20 protein-coding genes and 1 tRNA gene are annotated in these 19,796 nt (G+C 62.2%); 3 read left to right on the top strand and 18 right to left on the bottom strand.

Features of this window, described 5'->3' with window-relative positions:
- Positions 1–2: 2 nt before the first annotated feature.
- From SUTH_RS06910 to tpiA, 18 genes are all read right to left on the bottom strand, one after another.
- Positions 3–566, bottom strand: a complete 564-nt coding sequence (locus SUTH_RS06910) for an NUDIX domain-containing protein (protein ID WP_041098147.1) — start codon at positions 564–566, stop codon at positions 3–5.
- Between the two features lie 118 nt (positions 567–684).
- The gene (nuoN, locus tag SUTH_RS06905; RefSeq protein WP_041098145.1) at positions 685–2,166 is read right to left on the bottom strand and encodes an NADH-quinone oxidoreductase subunit NuoN; all 1,482 of its coding nucleotides are present in this window, start codon (positions 2,164–2,166) and stop codon (positions 685–687) included.
- 37 nt (positions 2,167–2,203) lie between these two features.
- Positions 2,204–3,679: an NADH-quinone oxidoreductase subunit M gene (locus tag SUTH_RS06900; RefSeq protein ID WP_041098143.1), complete on the bottom strand. Its 1,476-nt coding sequence runs from the start codon at positions 3,677–3,679 to the stop codon at positions 2,204–2,206.
- 46 nt (positions 3,680–3,725) lie between these two features.
- The gene (nuoL, locus tag SUTH_RS06895) at positions 3,726–5,720 is read right to left on the bottom strand and encodes an NADH-quinone oxidoreductase subunit L (RefSeq protein WP_197539694.1); all 1,995 of its coding nucleotides are present in this window, start codon (positions 5,718–5,720) and stop codon (positions 3,726–3,728) included.
- A gap of 13 nt (positions 5,721–5,733) precedes the next feature.
- Positions 5,734–6,039 (bottom strand): NADH-quinone oxidoreductase subunit NuoK, encoded by a 306-nt coding sequence (gene nuoK / locus SUTH_RS06890; RefSeq protein ID WP_041098139.1) that lies wholly within the window; start codon positions 6,037–6,039, stop codon positions 5,734–5,736.
- A 3-nt stretch (positions 6,040–6,042) separates the two neighbouring features.
- A complete protein-coding gene (locus tag SUTH_RS06885; RefSeq protein ID WP_041098137.1) occupies positions 6,043–6,672 on the bottom strand; it encodes an NADH-quinone oxidoreductase subunit J in 630 nt (209 codons plus the stop codon).
- Between the two features lie 17 nt (positions 6,673–6,689).
- Positions 6,690–7,175, bottom strand: coding sequence for an NADH-quinone oxidoreductase subunit NuoI (gene nuoI / locus SUTH_RS06880; RefSeq protein ID WP_041098135.1), 486 nt, complete (start codon positions 7,173–7,175; stop codon positions 6,690–6,692).
- Positions 7,176–7,190: 15 nt separating this feature from the next.
- Positions 7,191–8,255 carry an NADH-quinone oxidoreductase subunit NuoH gene (gene nuoH / locus SUTH_RS06875; protein WP_052473825.1) on the bottom strand — a complete coding sequence of 355 codons (1,065 nt, stop codon included), beginning with the start codon at positions 8,253–8,255 and terminating at the stop codon, positions 7,191–7,193.
- Between the two features lie 8 nt (positions 8,256–8,263).
- Positions 8,264–10,615, bottom strand: a complete 2,352-nt coding sequence (gene nuoG / locus SUTH_RS06870) for an NADH-quinone oxidoreductase subunit NuoG (protein WP_041098133.1) — start codon at positions 10,613–10,615, stop codon at positions 8,264–8,266.
- The gene (gene nuoF / locus SUTH_RS06865) at positions 10,615–11,946 is read right to left on the bottom strand and encodes an NADH-quinone oxidoreductase subunit NuoF (RefSeq protein ID WP_052473379.1); all 1,332 of its coding nucleotides are present in this window, start codon (positions 11,944–11,946) and stop codon (positions 10,615–10,617) included. Before nuoF ends, nuoG begins: the two co-directional genes overlap by 1 nt.
- Positions 11,947–12,028: 82 nt before the next feature.
- Positions 12,029–12,520, bottom strand: coding sequence for an NADH-quinone oxidoreductase subunit NuoE (gene nuoE, locus SUTH_RS06860; protein WP_041098131.1), 492 nt, complete (start codon positions 12,518–12,520; stop codon positions 12,029–12,031).
- Positions 12,521–12,528: 8 nt separating this feature from the next.
- Positions 12,529–13,782 carry an NADH-quinone oxidoreductase subunit D gene (locus SUTH_RS06855; RefSeq protein WP_041098128.1) on the bottom strand — a complete coding sequence of 418 codons (1,254 nt, stop codon included), beginning with the start codon at positions 13,780–13,782 and terminating at the stop codon, positions 12,529–12,531.
- Positions 13,775–14,377, bottom strand: a complete 603-nt coding sequence (locus SUTH_RS06850; protein WP_041098126.1) for an NADH-quinone oxidoreductase subunit C — start codon at positions 14,375–14,377, stop codon at positions 13,775–13,777. The genes SUTH_RS06855 and SUTH_RS06850 overlap by 8 nt, the downstream gene beginning before the upstream one ends.
- Positions 14,378–14,394: 17 nt before the next feature.
- The gene (locus SUTH_RS06845) at positions 14,395–14,871 is read right to left on the bottom strand and encodes a NuoB/complex I 20 kDa subunit family protein (RefSeq protein WP_041098124.1); all 477 of its coding nucleotides are present in this window, start codon (positions 14,869–14,871) and stop codon (positions 14,395–14,397) included.
- 7 nt (positions 14,872–14,878) lie between these two features.
- Positions 14,879–15,253 carry an NADH-quinone oxidoreductase subunit A gene (ndhC, locus tag SUTH_RS06840; protein WP_041098122.1) on the bottom strand — a complete coding sequence of 125 codons (375 nt, stop codon included), beginning with the start codon at positions 15,251–15,253 and terminating at the stop codon, positions 14,879–14,881.
- A 109-nt stretch (positions 15,254–15,362) separates the two neighbouring features.
- Positions 15,363–15,447: transfer RNA gene (locus SUTH_RS06835), tRNA-Leu, on the bottom strand.
- A 96-nt stretch (positions 15,448–15,543) separates the two neighbouring features.
- Positions 15,544–15,894 (bottom strand): preprotein translocase subunit SecG, encoded by a 351-nt coding sequence (gene secG / locus SUTH_RS06830; protein ID WP_041098120.1) that lies wholly within the window; start codon positions 15,892–15,894, stop codon positions 15,544–15,546.
- A 15-nt stretch (positions 15,895–15,909) separates the two neighbouring features.
- Entirely contained in the window at positions 15,910–16,659 is a 750-nt protein-coding gene (tpiA, locus tag SUTH_RS06825) for a triose-phosphate isomerase (protein ID WP_041098118.1), read from the bottom strand.
- A 199-nt stretch (positions 16,660–16,858) separates the two neighbouring features.
- Here tpiA and frdA point away from each other — a divergent pair, with 199 nt between their 5' ends.
- From frdA to SUTH_RS06810, 3 genes are read left to right on the top strand one after another with little or no spacing between them, the layout of a single operon-like run.
- The gene (gene frdA, locus SUTH_RS06820; RefSeq protein ID WP_041098116.1) at positions 16,859–18,616 is read left to right on the top strand and encodes a fumarate reductase (quinol) flavoprotein subunit; all 1,758 of its coding nucleotides are present in this window, start codon (positions 16,859–16,861) and stop codon (positions 18,614–18,616) included.
- Positions 18,613–19,407: a succinate dehydrogenase/fumarate reductase iron-sulfur subunit gene (locus SUTH_RS06815; protein ID WP_052473377.1), complete on the top strand. Its 795-nt coding sequence runs from the start codon at positions 18,613–18,615 to the stop codon at positions 19,405–19,407. Before frdA ends, SUTH_RS06815 begins: the two co-directional genes overlap by 4 nt.
- Positions 19,404–19,796, top strand: a complete 393-nt coding sequence (locus tag SUTH_RS06810) for a hypothetical protein (RefSeq protein WP_041098114.1) — start codon at positions 19,404–19,406, stop codon at positions 19,794–19,796. The genes SUTH_RS06815 and SUTH_RS06810 overlap by 4 nt, the downstream gene beginning before the upstream one ends.

Below are 19,796 nucleotides of genomic sequence, written 5' to 3'. Positions count from 1 at the left end.
GTTCACTCGGGAAGCGGCCATGCGCCGGAGTCGATCTTGTCGGCCCACATCAGGGCGGAAATGGTCTTGCCGTCGGTGATCTCGCCGTCGCGCACCGCCAGGATCGCATCGGCCACGCTCATTTCGATGACGTCGAGATGCTCGCCGTGGTCGCGCTGGTGGCCGACGTAGATCAGGCCATGGGCCCAGAAAATCTCGATGCGCTCGTCGGAATAGCCGATGCAGGGATGCATGGTGCCCAGATGCCGCCAGAACTTTGCCTGGTGCCCGGTTTCCTCGCGCAGCTCGCGCTTGGCGGTATCCAGCGGATGCTCGTCGGGATCGATCTTCCCGGCCGGGAGTTCGACGAATATCCTTTGCAGCGGATAACGGAACTGGCGCTCGAACAGGAACTTGCCATTGTCCAGCGCGGCGATGACCACCACCGCGCCGGGATGGGCGATCCACTCGCGGATGGTCTCGTGGCCGTCCGGCATGCGCACCGTGTCGCGCCGCACGTGCAGCAGCTTGCCGTCGAAAACCGGCTCGCTGGAAACAGTCTGTTCGATCAGTTCGGAGTCATCCATTCGTGCGTCGGGCCAATGAGTGAAACTTGAACTCGCATCTTATATCAGGCCGTTGCCGGACATAAAAAAGCCGCCGCGCGAACGAACGCGTGGCGGCTTTGCTGGACCGGGATGCGACTCAGAGCGAGCGCATCAGGGTCGTGGTGCAGACCATCATGACCGCATCGGGAAACAGGCCGAAGCCTGCAACGGCAAGGCCGTTGAGCGAGAGCAGCACGCGCAGGTCGAGGCCGGCGGTAATCGGCGCGGAATCGACCGGGGTATCGAAGTACATCAGCTTGACGACGCGCAGGTAGAAGAAGGCGCCGACCAGCGAGAACATCACGGCGATCACGGCCACCGCCGTGTAACCGGCCTTGATGGCGGCCAGCAGCACCGCGAACTTGGCGAAGAAGCCGATGAAGAACGGGATGCCGGCCATGGAGAACATGATGATCAGCATCATCGCGGCGAACCACGGGCTGCGCTTGTTGAGGCCCTTGAAGTCTTCCAGGTTCTCGGCTTCGTAACCGGCACGCGACAGCAGCAACACCATGCCGAAGGCGCCGAGCGACATCAGGACATAGGCGACGGTGTAGTACAGCGCGGAGCTGTAGGCGTTGATCGCGGTGAAGGCATCGATCTGCCCGCCGACCACGCCGGACATCAGGCCGAGCACCATGTAGCCCATGTGCGAAATTGCCGAATACGCCAGCATGCGCTTGATGTTGGTCTGCGCGATGGCGGCGAGATTGCCGAGGCCGATGGAGAGCACGGCCATGATCAGCAGCATCTTCTGCCAATCGACGGCCAGCCCGAGCAGCGCATAGACCAGCAGGCGCAGTGCCATGGCGAAGGCGGCGAACTTCGGCGCGGAACCGATGAACATGGTCACGGCCGTCGGCGCGCCGTGATAGACATCGGGAATCCACATGTGGAAGGGCACCAGGCCCAGCTTGAAGGCAATGCCGGCGACCAGGAAGACCAGGCCGAACACCAGCACGGTCTTTTCCGACTGGCCGTGATACAGCGCCTGCGCCACGCCCTCGATTTCGAGGCTGCCGGTGGCGCCGTAGATCATCGACATGCCGTAGAGCAGCAGGCCCGAGGCCAGCGCGCCAAGCGTGAAGTACTTCATCGCGGCTTCCGTCGCGCGCTTCGAATCGCGATCGATGGCGACCAGGCCGTAGAGCGAGAGCGACATCAGTTCCAGACCGAGGTACATGGTGAGGAAGTTCGCCGCCGAGATCATCACCATCATGCCCAGCGTGGCGTAGAGCACCAGCAGGTAGAACTCGCCCTTGTCCAGGCCGCGGTCGGCCAGGTACTGCCGGCTATAGACCAGCATCATGATCACCGCAAGGTAGGTCATGAGCTTGAGGAAATCCGACAGCAGATCGTCGACGAACATGTTGGCGAAGGTCAGCGTGGTCTGGCCGTCGGAGGTGACCAAGGTGATCGCGGCGCAGCCAAGCAGAGTGATCACGGTCAGCATCGCCGTCATCCAGCGGTGCGTGGCGCCGAAAATCAGGTCGACGAACAGCACCAGGAAGGACATCAGCAGGAGAAAGATCTCCGGTGCCGCCGGGTACAGGTCGGGCATCACGAAATTGTTCAGCATCGCTTCTCTCGTGTCTTTCTAGTCGTGTGCCTTGGGCTCAAAGCTTGCTCACCGCAACATGCTTGAGCAGGTTATCCACCGAGGCGTGCATCACTTCGGTGAACGGGAAGGGGTAGAGGCCCATCGCCAGAACGCTGACGGCCAGCAGTCCGAGCACCAGGAACTCGCGGTTGTTGATGTCTTTCAGGGCGGCGACGTGATCGTTGGCCACCTCGCCGAACACCACGCGCTTGACCATCCACAGGGTGTAGGCAGCGCCGAGGATCAGCGTGGTGGCGGCGGCGAAGCCGACCCAGAAATTGAATTTGATGGCGCCGAGGATCACCATGAATTCGCCGACGAAGCCGGAGGTGGCCGGCAGGCCGGAATTGGACATGGCAAAGAAGACGAACAGCGCGGCGAACTTCGGCATGGTATTCACCACGCCGCCGTAATCGGCGATCTGCCGCGAATGCATGCGGTCGTACATGACGCCGACGCACAGGAACATCGCGGCGGAGATGAAGCCGTGCGAGATCATCTGCACCAGCGCGCCCTCGATGCCGATCTGGTTGAAGATGAAGAAGCCGAGGGTGACGAAGCCCATGTGCGAAATCGACGAATAGGCGATCAGCTTCTTCATGTCGGTCTGCACCAGCGCCACGAAGCCGATATAGACCACCGCAATCAGGGAGAGCGTGATGATGAACGGCGCGAGGTGATGGCTGGCATCAGGCACGATCGGCAGCGAGAATCGCACGAAGCCGTAGGCGCCCAGCTTCAGGGCGATGGCGGCGAGCACCACCGAGCCGCCGGTCGGCGCCTCGACGTGGGCATCCGGCAACCAGGTATGCACCGGCCACATCGGCACCTTGACGGCAAACGAGACGAGGAAGGCGATGAAGATCAATATCTGCGGCGCCATGCCGATGCGCATCTCGTGCCATTCGAGGATGTTGAAGCTGCCGCCGGATTCGAGGAACAGCCAGATCAGCGCAACCAGCATCAGCAGCGAGCCGAGCAGTGTGTAGAGGAAGAACTTGAACGCCGCATAGACGCGGTTCGGTCCGCCCCAGGCGCCGATGATGATGTACATCGGGATCAGCGAAGCCTCGAAGAAGACATAGAACAGCACGCCATCGAGTGCGCTGAAAATGCCGTTCATGAGGCCGGACATGACCAGGAAGGCACCCATGTACTGGGCCTGCTTCTCTTCGATGACTTCCCAGCCGGCCAGTACCACCAGCACGGTGATGAAGCTGTTGAGCAGGATGAAGGGCATCGAAATGCCGTCAACCCCGAGGAAGTACTGGACATTGAAGCGCGTGATCCAGGGCGTCTGTTCGACGAACTGCATGCCGGCCTGCCTCACGTCGAAGCCGGTGTATAGCGGAATGGTCACGAGGAAGCCGGCGATGGCGACCGCCAGTGACAGCCAGCGCACCAGCGAGCGGCGCTCGGAGCCGACCCAGAACACCGGCAGGGCGCCGAGGATCGGGACCCAGATAGCAAGACTCAAGAGTTGCGAATTCATCGGATTTTTATTCCATCAGGCCGGTGTGCATCAGCGCGTGCTTGCATCAGGCCCTCCAAAACGTCAGCAGCGTAACGAGGCCGAAGATCATGCCGAAAGCGTACTGGTAGATGCGGCCCGACTGGATCAGGCGCACCAGCCCGGATATCCAGCCCACGGTGCCGGCCGAACCATTCACCATCACGCCGTCGATCAGCACCTGGTCGCCGCCCTTCCACAGGCCGCGGCCGAGCATGCGCGCGCCGCCGGCGAAGAACCAGTCGTTGAAGCGGTCGAAGCCGTATTTCTCTTCGAGGATGGTGGCCAGCACGCCCGACTTCTGCTTGATCACCGCGGGCAGGTCCGGACGCTTGATGTAGAGGAACCAGGCGGTGGCCGCACCGGAAATCGCCAGCCAGAACGGCAGCGTGGTGACGCCATGCAGCATCATGCCGAACACGCCATGGAACTCGTGCGCCATGGTCGCCATGCCCTTGTGCGCGGCGGCGATGGTGATCGAACCGCCGAACCAGTTGCCGTAGAGAACGGTGCCGATCAGCCAGCCCGAGGCAATCGCCGGTATCGAGAGCAGGATCAGCGGCACGGTGACCACCTTGGGCGTCTCGTGCGGTTCGACCGGGCCATGGTGGCCGTGGTCATCGTGCGCATCGTGGTGGGCGGCATCGTGGCCGTGGGCATCATGCGCGGGCTCGCGGAAACGCTCCTTGCCGTGGAAGGTGAAGAAGATCAGGCGGAAGGAATACAAACCGCCGACGAAGACCGCCGCCAGCGCGCAGAAGTAGGCAAAGCCGGCGCCAGGCACCTGGGCCAGATGCACCGCCTCGATGATCGAATCCTTGGAGAAGAAACCGGCGAAGGGCGGCAGGCCGGCATTGGCAATGGCACCGATCAGCATGGTGGCATAGGTGATCGGCATGTACTTGCGCAGGCCGCCCATGCGCCGCATGTCCTGTTCGTGGTGCATGGCGATGATCACCGAGCCGGCGCCGAGGAACAGCACGGCCTTGAAGAAGGCATGCGTCATCAGGTGGAAAATCGCCACCGAGTAGGCCGAGGCGCCCAGCGCCATGGTCATGTAGCCGAGCTGCGACAGCGTCGAGTAGGCGACGACGCGCTTGATGTCGGTCTGCACGATGGCGATCAGCGCCATGAACAGCGTCGTGATGGCGCCGATGATCAGGACGAAGGACAGCGCCGTGTCCGACAGCTCGAACAGCGGCGACATGCGCGAGACCATGAAGATGCCGGCCGTGACCATGGTCGCGGCATGGATCAGGGCGGAGATAGGCGTCGGGCCTTCCATCGAGTCGGGCAGCCAGACATGCAGCGGGAACTGCGCCGACTTGCCCATGGCGCCGATGAAGAGACAAATGCAGACGGCGGTTATCAGCGGCCAGCCGGTGACGGCTTCGGTCATCGCTGCCAGATCGTTTCTCTTGGCGAACACCTCGGCGTAGTCGAGGCTGCCGGCGTAGGCGGCGATCAGGCCGATGCCGAGCAGGAAGCCGAAGTCGCCGACGCGGTTGACCAGGAAGGCCTTGAGGTTGGCGTAGATCGCCGTCGGCCGCGTGTACCAGAAGCCGATCAGCAGGTAGGAGACCAGGCCCACCGCTTCCCAGCCGAAAAACAGCTGGACGAAGTTGTTCGACATCACCAGCATCAGCATCGAGAAGGTGAACAGCGAGATGTAGCTGAAGAAGCGCTGGTAGCCGGGATCATCGGCCATGTAGCCGATGGTGTAGATGTGCACCATGAGCGAGACGAAGGTCACCACCAGCATCATCAGCACGGTCAGCGGATCGATCAGGAAACCGACTTGCAGCTTGAGGCCGCCGGACTCCATCCAGGTGTAAACCGGCCCGTTGAAGACATTGCCCGCCTGCACGTCCTGGAAGATCAGCACCGAAAGCATGAAGGAGATCGCCACGCCGAGGATGGTGACGATGTGCGAACCGGTACGGCCAAGGATCTTGCCGAAGAAGCCGGCGAGGATGGCTCCGGCCAGGGGAGCCAGCGGAACCAGCAGATAGAGGGATTTCATGCTCATGGTCCGGCTAGCCCTTCAGTGTGTCGAGGTCTTCGACATCGATGGAAGACAGATTGCGGAACAGCACCACCAGGATGGCGAGGCCGATGCCGGACTCCGCGGCGGCAACCACGAGGATGAAAAAGACGAAGAGCTGGCCCGAAAGGTCGTTGAGATAGTGCGAGAAGGCGACGAAATTGATATTCACCGCCAGCAGCATCAGTTCGATGGCCATCAGCAGCACGATCAGGTTCTTGCGGTTGAGGAAGATGCCGACCATGCCGATCGAGAACAGGATTGCGGCGAGGATCAGGTAATGCGAAAGCGAGATCATGGCTTACTCCCCTTCCTTCGCCGCCGGGACGGGCAGTTCGACTTCGGGCGCCATCTTGACGATGCGCAGGCGATCCCTGGCCTTGACGGCGATCTGATCGGACGGATGCATCGCCTTGTTGTCCTTGCGGCTCCGCAACGTCAGCATCACCGCGGCGATGATGGCCACCAGCAGGATGACCGAGGCGACTTCGAAGGGATAGGCGTAATCGGTGAACAGTACCCGCGCCAGTTCCTTGGTGTTGCTGTAGTTCGCCGGCAGGTTCTGCGGCGGCAGATTCGCCAGGCCGAAATAGCGGCCGGAGAGCACCACGGCCATTTCGCCCACCATCAGCAAGCCGACCAGCCCGCCGATCGGCAGGTTGCGCCAGAATCCCTGGCGCATGCGCTCGATGTTGATGTCGAGCATCATCACCACGAAGAGGAACAGCACCATCACCGCGCCGACATAGACCATGATCAGCACCAGCGCCAGAAACTCGGCCTGCAGCAGCATCCACAGTCCCGCCACGTTGAAGAAGGCCAGCACCAGGAACAGTGCGGCGTGCACCGGGTTGCGCGCGGTGATCACCCGCAGCGCGGCAAATACCGTCACTGCGGAGAAGATGTAGAAAAGAATGGTCTTGAATTCCATGGCTGGGTCGGCAGGCATCAGCGGTAAGGGGCATCCTGCGCACGATCGGCGGCGATCTGCGCTTCGTTCTTGTCGCCCACGGCCAGCAGCATCTGCTTGGTGTAGTAAAGGTCGCCGCGCGCTTCGCCGTGATATTCGAAAATGCGGGTCTGGACAATGGCGTCGACCGGACAGGCTTCCTCGCAGAAACCGCAGAAGATGCACTTGGTCAGGTCGATGTCGTAGCGCGTGGTGCGACGACTGCCATCGTCGCGCTCGGCGGATTCGATGGTGATCGCCATCGCCGGGCACACCGCCTCGCACAGCTTGCAGGCAATGCAGCGCTCCTCGCCGTTGGGATAGCGGCGCAACGCATGCAGGCCGCGGAAACGGTTGCTTTGCGGGGTCTTCTCTTCCGGATACTGTACTGTGATCTTGCGCGCGAACATGTAGCGGCCGGTGACCGCCATGCCCTTGAACAGTTCCTTGAGGAACAGGCTACCAATGAAATCTCTTGCACCCATGGTGATCTCCCGGTCCTATTTCCAGATGGTCAGCGGCGACATCATCCAGACGCCCACCACCAGAATCCACACCAGCGTCAGCGGCACGAACACCTTCCAGCCCAGGCGCATGATCTGGTCATAGCGATAGCGCGGGAAGGTGGCACGAATCCAGAGGAAGAAGAACAGGATCGCCGCCATCTTGGCCGCCATCCAGTGGAAGCCGTCGGGCAGGAAGCCGAGCGGGGACAACCAGCCGCCGAGGAAGAAGATCGAGACCATCGCCGAGATCAGGATCATGTTGGCGTATTCGGCGAGGAAGAACATCGCGAAGGCCATGCCCGAATATTCGACCATGTGGCCGGCGACGATTTCCGATTCACCTTCGACCACGTCGAACGGTGCGCGGTTGGTTTCGGCCACGCCGGAAATCAGGTAGACCGCGAACATCGGCAGCAGCGGCAGCCAGTTCCAGGAAAGCACGCCGAGGCCGTAGCCGGCAAACTGGCCCTTGCCCTGGGCATTGACGATGTCCGTCAGGTTGAGGCTGCTCGACACCATCAGCACGGTGATCAGGGCCAGTCCCATCGAGACTTCATAGGAAATCATCTGCGCCGTCGCGCGCATGGCGCCGAAGAACGGGTATTTCGAGTTCGACGCCCATCCGGCGATGATGATGCCGTAGACGCCGACCGAACTGACGGCCAGCAGATACAGCACGCCGGCATCGACGTTGGCCAGCACCCATCCGGGCGAGAACGGAATCACCGCCCACAAGGCCAGGGCCGGCGCGATGGCCATGATCGGGCCGAGCACGAACAGCTTCTTGTCGGCGGCGGTCGGGAACAGCACTTCCTTGAAGAACAGTTTCAGGCCGTCGGCGATCGGTTGCAGCAAGCCCCACGGACCGACACGGTTGGGGCCGATGCGAACCTGCATCCAGCCGATGACCTTGCGTTCCCAGAAAGTCAGGTAGGCGACGGACAGCATCAACGGGGCGAGGATCAGGACGATCTTGGCGAGGGTCCAGATCAGCGGCCACACCGGCTTGACCAGCGGCCACAGGGAGCCCAGCGAGCTTTCGAGGAAGGGAACGATCATCGCTTCCATCACGCCTTCTCCACGCTCAGAACGGCAGACATCGCACCCAGCGCCAGCGTGTCGGCGTGAGCCGCGGCGACACGCACGGTGCCATCAGGCAGGCCGGCATCGAGCTCGGCGGCCAGCGTCACGGTCGCCGTGCCGCCAGCGCCGACTTTCACTTTCAGCTTGTCGCCCGCAGCGACACCCAGCTTGTTCAGCGTCGCGGCATTCATGCGCGCGCTCGGCGCCGCGGAATCGGCTGCCTGCTGCAGGGCCGGAGCACGCCGCACCAGCGCATCGGCAAAATGGATCGGCACATCGGCAATGCGTTCCAGACCATTGACCGTTGCCGTCAGGTTCAGCGCAATGCCATCGATGCCGTTGTCCAGGCCGGAAACGAACACGGGCTGTCCGCCCAGCGCTTCGGCACGTACCTCTTCGCTGCTGTTGTATTCGAAACCGGCCACCTGGAGCAGGTTGCCGAGCACACGCAACACCTTCCACGCCGGACGGGCATCGCCCAGCGGCTTGGTGGCAGCATAGAAACTCTGCACGCGACCTTCGGTATTGACGAAAGTGCCCGAGGTTTCGGTGAACGGCGATACCGGCAGCAGTACCGCCGCATAGTCGAGCATGGCCTGCGACTTGAAGGGCGTCAGCACCACGGTCACGGCAGCCTTGCCCAGTGCCGCCAGCGCCTGTGCGCCGTCGGCGCAATCGAGTTCCGCTTCGGCGCCGACCACCACATAGGCCTGGCGCAGGTCTTTCAGCATTGCCGAGGCGTTCAATCCGGAGACGCCGGGCACTGCCTTGGCGACATAGCCACCAACGCTGTTGGCCGCTTCGCCAAGGAAACCGACGCTGCCGCCGAGAGCAGACGCCAGTTGCTGGCCGAGAGACTGCAGCGTGGCCGCCTGCGGATGCTGCTGGGCAAAGTTGCCGAGGAGCACTCCCGTATTACTGCCGGAAGCCAGGCTCTGGGCGATGGCTTGCGCCTCGGCCGATATCGTGACGCCAGCGAGGGCCGCGTCGGCCGCGACGCCCTTGATCTGGCACACGGCCTTGACCACTTGCGCCAGCACGGCGGGCAGGTGTGACGGCGCGGCAATGGCGCGCGCCGCCAGCTTGATCAGCAGGTCGTCATCAGCACTGTGCAGGACGCTGACCTGCGCGCCGCGCTTGGCCGACTGGCGCAGACGCTGGGCAATCAGCGGATGATCCTTGCGCAGGAAGGAGCCCACCACCAGCACGCGATCGAGGCGGCTGATGTCGGCGATCTTCATGCCCAGCCAGGGTGTGCCGCGGCGGTGCCCGTCGGCGGAAAAATCGCTCTGGCGCAAACGGAAGTCGATGTTCTCGCTGCCAAGGCCGCGCAGCAGCTTCTGTGCGAGGTACATTTCTTCCAGCGTCGCGTGGGGGCTCACCAGCCCGCCGATCGCGGCCGCGCCGTGGGTCTTGGCCACATCACGCAGCGCGTGCGCGGCGTAATCGAGGGCGGCGCTCCAGTCGACCTCTTTCCATTCGCCGCCCTGCTTCACCATCGGCTTCGTCAGCCGCCCATTGTCACCTTGGGAGTTGAGGCCCTGATAGGAGAAGCGCTCCTTGTCGGTCAGCCAGCACTCGTTGATATCCTCATTTTCCAGCGGCAGCACGCGCATCACCTTGTCGTGCTTGGTCTGCACGATCAGGTTGCTGCCGAGGCCGTCATGCGGGCTCACCGACTTGCGCCGGGACAGCTCCCAGGTACGGGCGGAGAAGCGGAAGGGCTTGGAAGTCAGCGCACCGACCGGGCACAGGTCGATGATGTTGCCGGAGAGTTCGGTATCCACCGTCTTGCCGATGAAGGGCATGACTTCGGCGCGCTCGCCGCGGTAGGACTGGCCGAGTTCCATGAAGCCGGCAATCTCGGCGGTGAACCGGATGCACCGCGTGCAGTTGATGCAGCGGGTCATGTCGGTCGACACCAGCGGACCGAGATCCTTGTCCGGCACGACGCGCTTTTCCTCTTCGTACTTTGACGCGGATTCGCCGTAGCCGACCGCGAGATCCTGCAACTGGCACTCGCCGCCCTGATCGCAGATCGGGCAATCCAGCGGGTGGTTGATCAGCAGGAACTCCATCACGGCCTTCTGTGCCTTGACCGCCAGTTCCGAATGGGTGAATACCTTCATGCCGTTGGTCACGGGCGTGGCGCAGGCCGGCATCGGCTTCGGCGCCTTTTCCACCTGGACCAGGCACATGCGGCAGTTGGCCGCGATGGACAGCTTCTTGTGATAGCAGAAGTGCGGAATGTAGGTACCCAACTGGTGGGCCGCCTCGATGATGGTGCTGCCGTCAGCGACCTGCAGCGTCTTGCCGTCGATCTCGATCTCGACCATTACGCCGCCCCTGCCTTGAAGAAGCCGCTACCCGCGCGCTGCACGGCGGGATCGACGAGACACTTCTTGTTCTCGATGTGATATTCGAATTCGCTCTTGAAATGCTTGATGAAACTGCGCACCGGAAACGCGGCAGCATCGGCCAGCGCACAAATGGTTTTGCCCATCATGTTGTCGGTGACGCGATTCAGGAGGTCGAGGTCTTCCGGACGGCCCTCGCCGTGCTCGATGCGATGCACGACGCGGTACAGCCAGCCGCTGCCCTCGCGGCATGGCGTGCATTGGCCGCAGGATTCTTCGTAGTAAAAGTAGGACAGGCGCTCCAGCGCCTTGACCATGCACACAGTCTCGTCCATCACGATCACCGCGCCGGAACCGAGCATGGAACCGGCCTTGGCGATCGAGTCGTAGTCCATGGTGCAATCCATCATGATGTCCGCGGGTAATACCGGAGCCGAGGAGCCACCGGGAATCACCGCCTTGAGCTTGCGGCCGCCGCGCATGCCGCCGGCCATTTCCAGCAGCTTGGCGAAGGGCGTACCCATCGGGACTTCGTAGTTGCCGGGACGATTGACGTGGCCGGACACCGAGAACAGCTTGGTGCCGCCGTTGTTGGGCTTGCCCAGGTTGAGGTAGGCCTCGCCGCCCATGCCGAGGATGAAGGGAATCGCGGCAAAGGTTTCGGTGTTGTTTATCGTGGTCGGCTTGCCGTAGAGGCCGAAGTTCGCCGGGAAGGGCGGCTTGTAGCGCGGCTGGCCCTTCTTGCCCTCGATGGATTCGAGCAGGCCGGTTTCCTCGCCGCAGATGTAGGCGCCCCAGCCGTGATGCGCGAACAGGTCGAAGCTGAAGTCGGAGCCGAGGATGTTGTTGCCCAGATAGCCGGCGGCGCGGGCCTGGTCGAGGGCCTCTTCGAAACGCTGGTAGATTTCGAAGATCTCGCCGTGGATATAGTTGTAGCCAGTTTTGGCGCCGACCGCATAGCCGGCAATGATCATGCCTTCGATCACCGAATGCGGATCGAAGCGCATCAGGTCGCGATCCTTGAAGGTTCCCGGCTCGCCTTCGTCGGTATTGCAGACGACGTACTTCACCGGGGCTGCCTTGGGCATGAAGCTCCACTTGAGGCCGGTCGGGAAGCCGGCGCCACCGCGGCCGCGCAGCACCGACTTCTTGACCTCGGCAATCAGGTCGTCTTGGGTCATCTTGCTGGAAAGCACGCGCTTCAATTGTGCATAACCGCCGCGCGCTTCGTAATCCTTGAGGCTCCAGCCGGCGTCACCCTTGGCCCAGCCAGTGGTCAGCAGCGGATTGATGGTGTCGATCAGAGCCATGACGCCTCCGCCGGGCCGCCCCAAGGAGAAGTGCGCCCCCCCGTGGGGGGCAGCGAACGAATGTGAGCGTGGGGGGCCATATTCATTTGCACTCCGCCAACAGCGCGTCGATCTGCTCGGGCAGCATGAAGCTGCACATGCGCTTGTTGTTCACCAGCATGACGGGTGCGTCGCCGCAGGCGCCCATGCACTCGCCTTCCTTCAGGGTGAACTTGCCGTCAGGGGTGGTCTCGTTGAAATCGATGCCGAGCTTTTCCTTGACGTAATCGGCGGCATGCACGCCACCGGACAGGGCGCAGGGCAGATTGGTGCAGACCGTGACCTTGTACTTGCCGACCGGGTGCAGGTCGTACATGTTGTAGAAACTCGCCACTTCGTAGGCGGCCATCGGCGCCATGCCGAGGTATTCAGCCACCGCGGCGATGGTTTCCTTGGGCAGCCAGCCTTTTTCGTCCTGGGCGATCACCAGCGCCGCCATCACCGCGGACTGCTTCTGATCGGCCGGATACTTGGCAACCTCGCGGTCGATCTTTGCCAGGGCTTCGGGGCTCAACGTGTCGTAATCGATATTCATGCGGCGGTCTATCTGTCAACGTCGCCAAGCACCAGATCGATGGTACCGATCACGGCGGTGGCATCGGCCAGCATGTGGCCACGACACATTTCATCGGTGGCGGCCAGATGCGGAATTCCTGCGGTATGCAGCTTGATGCGGTAAGGCTTGTTGGCGCCGTCCGATACCGCCCAGACGCCCATCTCGCCCTTGGGATGCTCGATGGCGACATAGGCTTCGCCGGCCGGGACGTGCATGCCCTCGGAGAAGAGCTTGAAATGATGGATCAACTCTTCCATGCTGCCCTTCATCTTTTCGCGGCGCGGCGGCGCGACCTTGTGATCGTCGGTGATGACGGGGCCCGGATTCTTGCGCAGCCAATCGATGCATTGCTTGATGATGCGGTTGGCCTGCGCCATCTCTTCCATGCGCACCAGATAGCGGTCGTAGGTGTCGCCATTGACGCCGACCGGAATATCAAAATCGAGGCGGTCATAAACCTCATAAGGCTGCTTCTTGCGAAGATCCCACTCAACGCCGGAACCGCGCAGCATCGCACCGCTGAAGCCGAGTTGCAGGGCGCGTTCCGGGCTGACGACGCCGATGCCGACGGTACGCTGCTTCCATATCCGGTTGTCGGTCAGCAGGGTGTGGTACTCGCTCAGATATACCGGGAAACGCTCGGTGAAGTCTTCCAGGAAGTCCAGCAGCGACCCGTTGCGCGGCTCGTTGAGTTCCTTCACCGTCTGCGCGTTCTTGAAGCGGTTTTCCTGGTACTTCGGCATCTGGCCGGGCAGATCGCGATAGACGCCACCGGGACGATAGTAGGCGCCGTGCATGCGGATGCCGGTGATCGCCTCGAGCACGTCGAACAGATCCTCGCGTTCGCGGAAGGTATAGAGCACCATGGTCATGGCACCGATGTCCAGCGCGTGGGTGCCGATGTTGAGCAGGTGATTCTTGATGCGCGTCACTTCGTCCATCATGACGCGAATGTACTGGGCGCGGATCGGCACCTCGACGCCCAGCAGACGCTCCACGGCGAGGCAGTAGGCGTGCTCGCTGGGAATCATCGACGTGTAGTCGAGGCGATCCATGTAAGGCAGCGTCTGCAGCCAGGTGCGCGTCTCGGCAAGCTTCTCGGTACCGCGATGCAGCAGGCCGATGTGCGGATCGGCGCGGACAATGACTTCGCCATCCAGTTCCAGCACCAGGCGCAAGACGCCATGCGCCGCCGGATGCTGCGGACCGAAATTGATGGTGTAGTTCTTGATGTCAGCCACGGCCGCCGCCCTTTGCGTAGGTTTCTTCGCGCACGATGCGCGGCGTGACTTCGCGCGGCTCGATGGTCACGGGCTGGTAGATCACCCGCGCCTGCTCGGGGTCGTAGCGCATCTCGACATAACCCGAAATCGGAAAATCCTTGCGGAAGGGATGGCCAACGAAGCCGTAGTCGGTCAGGATGCGGCGCAGATCGACATGACCTTCGAAATGAATGCCGAACAGGTCAAAAGCCTCGCGTTCGTACCAGTTGGCCACGTTCCAGATGTCCATCACCGAAGCCACTATCGGAAACTCGTCATCCACGGCGAAAACCTTGACGCGCAAACGCCAGTTGTGGGTGAGCGACAGCAACTGGCTGACGGCCGCAAAGCGCTTGCCCTGATAGCCCGTGAATTCGGAGTAATCGATGCCGCTGAGGTCCATCAACTGCTCGAAACGAAAAGCAGGATCGTCACGCAGCTGACGCATTACGTCGAGATAGTTTTCAGCGGGGATTGCGACGGTCAATTCGCCCAGTGAGAGGACCGGCTCTCCGATGCGATCACCAAAGCTTTCCTTCAGTTGCCTGCAAAGACGTTCCAGTTTGGCGCTCATGGGATGGGGCGATCAGGTCAGCGGGCGATGGTGGTGGTGCGACGAATCTTGCTCTGCAGCTGGATCAGGCCATACAGCAGCGCTTCCGCTGTGGGCGGGCATCCCGGCACATAGACATCGACGGGAACGATACGATCAACGCCGCGCACCACCGAATACGAGTAGTGGTAATAACCGCCTCCGTTGGCGCAGGAGCCCATGGACAGCACCCAGCGCGGCTCGGCCATCTGGTCATAAACCTTGCGCAGGGCCGGCGCCATCTTGTTGGTCAGCGTTCCGGCGACGATCATCACGTCGCTTTGCCTCGGGCTGGGGCGGAAAACGATGCCGAAGCGGTCGAGGTCATAGCGCGAGCAGCCGGCGTGGATCATTTCGATGGCGCAACAGGCGAGGCCGAAGGTCATCGGCCACATCGAACCGGTGCGCGTCCAGTTGATGATCTTGTCCAGCGACGTGGTGACGAAGCCTTCCTGCAGGATGCCTTCGATGCTCATGCGCCGCTCACTCCCAGTCCAGCGCGCCCTTGGCCCACGCATACACGTAGCCAATGACGAGGATGCCGATAAACACGAACATCTCGACGAAACCGAACATCTTCACCGCGTCGGTATTGACGATCTCCTTGAAGATCGTCGCCCACGGGAAAAGGAACGCGATTTCAAGATCGAACAGGATGAAGAGGATTGCAATCAGGTAGTAGCGCACATCGAACTTCATGCGCGCGTCTTCGAAGGGAGCAAAACCGCATTCGAAGGCAGACAGCTTTTCGCTGTCGGGATGATTGGGTGCTACCAACCAACCCAGAAGAATGGGTGCGCACCCGAAGGCGAGGCCCACTAGAACAAAGACGAGGATCGGGAAGTAATTATCCAGCATTTTGGTGGCAAGCCACTACACTCGTTTCGGTTGACCGGCCAGCCCGCAATGCTCCGCAAGACAACCGACGCTCGACTACTATTTGCTGCTCTGCTACTGCCCAAATTCCTGGTGCCGACGGTGAGACTCGAACTCACACAGCTTGCGCCACTACCCCCTCAAGATAGCGTGTCTACCAATTTCACCACGTCGGCAATTCGTTACTGCGGGAGCGACGCAAATTATATAACAAGCCATTGACTCATTAATGCGCCGCAACAAAAAAATCTATCGATCGAAGCTTGACTGAATTATTTCGGAATGTCCTTGGCCTTCGAGTCAGGCGCTGCCGGCGTCTGCACCGGAGCAGCGGGAACCGCCTGCACGGGAGCCGAATCCATCACGCTGCCCGATACCTTGGGACGCGACGTGGCGATATAGGAAAGCCCGAGGCTGGTCACGAAGAACACGGCGGCAAGCACCGCCGTCACGCGCGACAGGAAATTGGCGGAGCCGGTCGCGCCGAACAGGCTGCCCGAGGCTCCGCTGCCGAAGGCCGCGCCCATGTCCGCGCCCTTGCCATGCTGAATCAGGACGAAGCCGATTACGCTGAGACCGGCAATGATGTGCACGGTCAGAATGATTGTATGCAACAGTTCCATGAGAACCTCTTGAAATTATGTTGAAGCAGCGCTGCAGATGGCGAGAAAGTCCGCCGCCACCAACGAGGCGCCACCGATGAGACCGCCATCGATGTCGATCTGGCCGAAAAGCTCGGCCGCATTGTTCGCCTTGACGCTACCGCCGTACAGAATGCGCAGCCCGGCTGCAACATCGGCGCTGTCGCGTGCAAAACGGGCACGGATCAGGGCGTGAACTTCCTGCGCCTGCGCCGGAGAAGCGGTACGCCCGGTGCCGATCGCCCATACCGGCTCATATGCCACCACGGCATTGGCAAAGGCAGCAACGCCGGAGTTGGCAAGCACGGCATCGATCTGGCGCGTCACCACTTCACCGGTAACACCGGCTTCGCGTTCGGCCAGGGATTCGCCGACGCATAGCACCGGCGTCAGCCCGGCCTTGAGCGCCGCGGCAAACTTGGCGGCGACCACTGCATCGGTGTCGCCGAAAAAGGAGCGGCGCTCGGAATGGCCTACCAAGGCATAGCGGCAGCCGAAATCAGCCAGCATCGCTGCGCTCACCTCGCCCGTCCATGCGCCTTGCGCATGTTCGGAGACATCCTGGGCACCCCACGCGACGCCGCTGCCGTCGAGCACCGCACGCGCCTGGGCGAGATAGGGGTAAGGCACGCAGACGGCGACCTCCGCCGGACCCTTTACGCCATCACGTACGGCATGCAGCAGCCCCAGGTTGGTGGCGAGGCTGCCATGCATTTTCCAGTTTCCGGCAACAAGTTTAGTGCGCATGATGACTCAGGAGCGTATACACGAAGCCCGCCATTATAGCGGCAGCGCCCGATGAATGCCAGATTGCCCGACGCCCGCGGAAGGCCCACGACGCCATCGCCGTGCCTCGCCTGCCCGACTTGACACAAATCAACAAGAAAGCCTGCAAAGCGCCGATACTGACGCCCCAAGAACAACAAATAACCCATGGACGGCCCCAATGGAAACCATCTCGACCGATGTTGCAATCATAGGTGCCGGAGGTGCCGGCCTGCGTGCCGCCATCGCCCTCGCCGAAACCGCCCCCAATCTGCGCATCGCGCTGATCTCCAAGGTCTATCCGATGCGCAGCCACACCTGCGCCGCGGAAGGCGGCGCCGCCGGCGTAATCAAGCCGGACGACAGCTTCGACATGCACTTCGACGACACCGTCGGCGGCGGCGACTGGCTCTCCGACCAGGACTGCGTCGAATACTTCATCCACGAAGCGCCCAAGGAACTGCTGCAACTCGAACACTGGGGTTGCCCGTGGAATCGCGAGGCCGACGGTTCGGTAGCGGTGCGGCCCTTCGGCGGCATGAAGAAGAAACGCACCTGGTTCGCCGCCGACAAATCCGGTTTCCACATCCTGCACACCCTGTTCCAGACTTCCCTTCAGTTTCCGACCATCACGCGCTACGACGAGTACTACGCGCTCGACCTGCTGGTCGACGACGGCCGTTGCCAGGGCCTCACCGCGATGGAAATGCGCAGTGGCGAACTGCGCCAGTTCCACGCCAAGGCGGTGATCATCGCCGGCGGCGGCGCCGGCCGCATGTTCCCCTTCTCCACCAACGGCGCCATCAAAACCGGCGACGGCATGGCCATGGCCTACCGTGCCGGAGCACCCTTGAAGGACATGGAGTTCGTCCAGTACCACCCGACCGGCCTGCCCAACACCGGCAGCCTGCTGACCGAAGCCTGCCGCGGCGAAGGCGGCATCCTGGTGAACAAGCACGGCCGCCGCTACCTGGCCGACTACGGCATGGGCCCGGAAACGCCGGTCGGCCAGCCGCAACTCAAGACCATGGAACTCGGACCGCGCGACCGCGTCAGCCAGGCCTACTGGCATGAACTGCAAAAGGGTAATACGGTGACCACGCAATGGGGCGAATGCGTGCTGCTCGACATGCGCCACCTCGGCGAAAAGAAAATCAACGAACGCCTGCCGCTGGTGCGCGAACTGGCCGAGGCCTACCTCGGCGTCGACATCGTCAAGGAAGCCGTGCCGATCCGTCCCGTGGTGCATTACATGATGGGCGGCATCTCCACCAATACGGCGGCCGCCACTCCCCTGCCCGGCCTCTTCGCCGCGGGCGAATGCGCCTGCGTCAGTCTCAACGGCGCCAACCGGCTGGGTTCGAATTCGCTGGTCGAATTGCTGGTGTTCGGCCGTCGCGCCGCGCTATCCGCCATCGAACATGTGCAGGGCCTGCCGGCGCCGAATGCCGCGGCGCTGAAAGTCGGCGCTGACGCCACGGCGAAACGCATCAGCGAACTCTTCTCGCGCAGCGACGGCACCGAATCCATGTCCGGCCTGCGCAAGGAAATGCAGGAGACCATGGAAAAGAACGTCGGCATCTACCGCAGCGAGGCAGGACTGCAGGAGGGCGTGAACAAGATCCACGAGTTGCGCCAGCGCTACCGCCGCGTCAAGCTCACCGACAAGAGCAGCGTCTTCAACACCGACCTGTTCCAGGTGCTGGAACTCGGCTCGATGCTCGACTGCGCCGAAGCCGTCACCGTCGGCGCACTGGCGCGCAAGGAATCGCGCGGTGCGCACCAGCGCCTCGATTACGTCGAGCGCGACGACAAGAAATTCCTCTGCCACACCATGGTCCATCACCAGGGCATGGACATGCCGCGCGTCGATTACCTCGACGTGGTCATCACCAAATCGCCGCCGGGCGTGCGCGATTACTCGGGAGACCACAAATGACGCCACTGAAAGAACGACTCGTCCAGCTGGAAGTCCTGCGCTACAACCCGGACACCGACACCGAAGCGCACTTCCAGCGCTATGAAGTGGTTTGCCAGGAAGAATGGGTGGTGCTCGACGCCCTCAACAAGGTCAAGGCCGACATCGATCCGACGCTCAACTACCGCTGGTCCTGCCACATGGCCGTCTGCGGCAGTTGCGGCATGATGATCAACGGCGAGCCCAAGCTGTCCTGCCACGCTTTCCTGCGCGACTACGAAGGCGTGATCCGCGTCGAGCCGCTGGCGCACTTCCCGGTCGAGCGCGATCTGGTGACGGCGCCCGACGACTTCATGGAGAAGCTCAAGCGCGTCAAGCCCTACGTCATCCCGAAAGAGCAGAAGCCGATCAGCGAGGGCGAATACAAACAGACACCGGCGCAACTCATGAAGTTCCGCCAGTATTCCATGTGCATCAACTGCATGCTGTGCTACGCCGCCTGCCCGCAGTACGGGCTGACGCCGAAATTCATCGGCCCGGCGGCGCTGACCCTGGCCCACCGCTACAACCTCGATTCGCGCGATGGCGGCCGCAAGGAGCGGCAGGAAGTGGTCGCCACCCACGAAGGGGTCTGGGAATGCACCTTTGTCGGTGCCTGTTCCGAGGTCTGCCCGGCCCACGTCGATCCGGCCAGCGCCTTGCAGCAGATGAAGATCACCAGTTCGATCGACTGGATCGTCGAACACCTGATTCCGGGAGGAAAATCCGCAAGGGATACCGTCTCCCGCGAGGACGCAGGAGACATATCATGAGCCGCAGACCCCTGGTTCGCGAATGCCCGCCGACTACCTGGTATTTCCGGCAGCCACGCTATTTGCGCTACATGTCGCGCGAGATCACCAGCATCTTCGTCGGCGCCTACTGCGTGCTGCTGGTGGTTGGCCTGCAGCGCCTCTCCGCCGGCCCCGCCGCATGGGAAGGCTTCCTGCTGGCTTTGCAGAGCGCCGATTCGATCGTCTTCCACCTGCTGGCCCTGGCCGCCGCCCTCTATCACGCCGCGACCTGGTTCAACGCGACGCAGAAGGCCATGCCCTTGCAGATCGGCGAAGACTTCGTGCCCGGCAACGTGATTTCCGGCGCGCACTACGTGGCGTGGGCGGCGCTGTCGGTCGTCGTGCTCTATCTTGCGGGAGTGTTCTGA

The sequence above is a fragment of the Sulfuritalea hydrogenivorans sk43H genome (genome assembly GCF_000828635.1).
Lineage (GTDB): Bacteria > Pseudomonadota > Gammaproteobacteria > Burkholderiales > Rhodocyclaceae > Sulfuritalea > Sulfuritalea hydrogenivorans.
The sequence above is the reverse complement of the archived record's forward strand: the minus strand, read 5'-3'. Positions and strand labels throughout refer to the sequence as shown.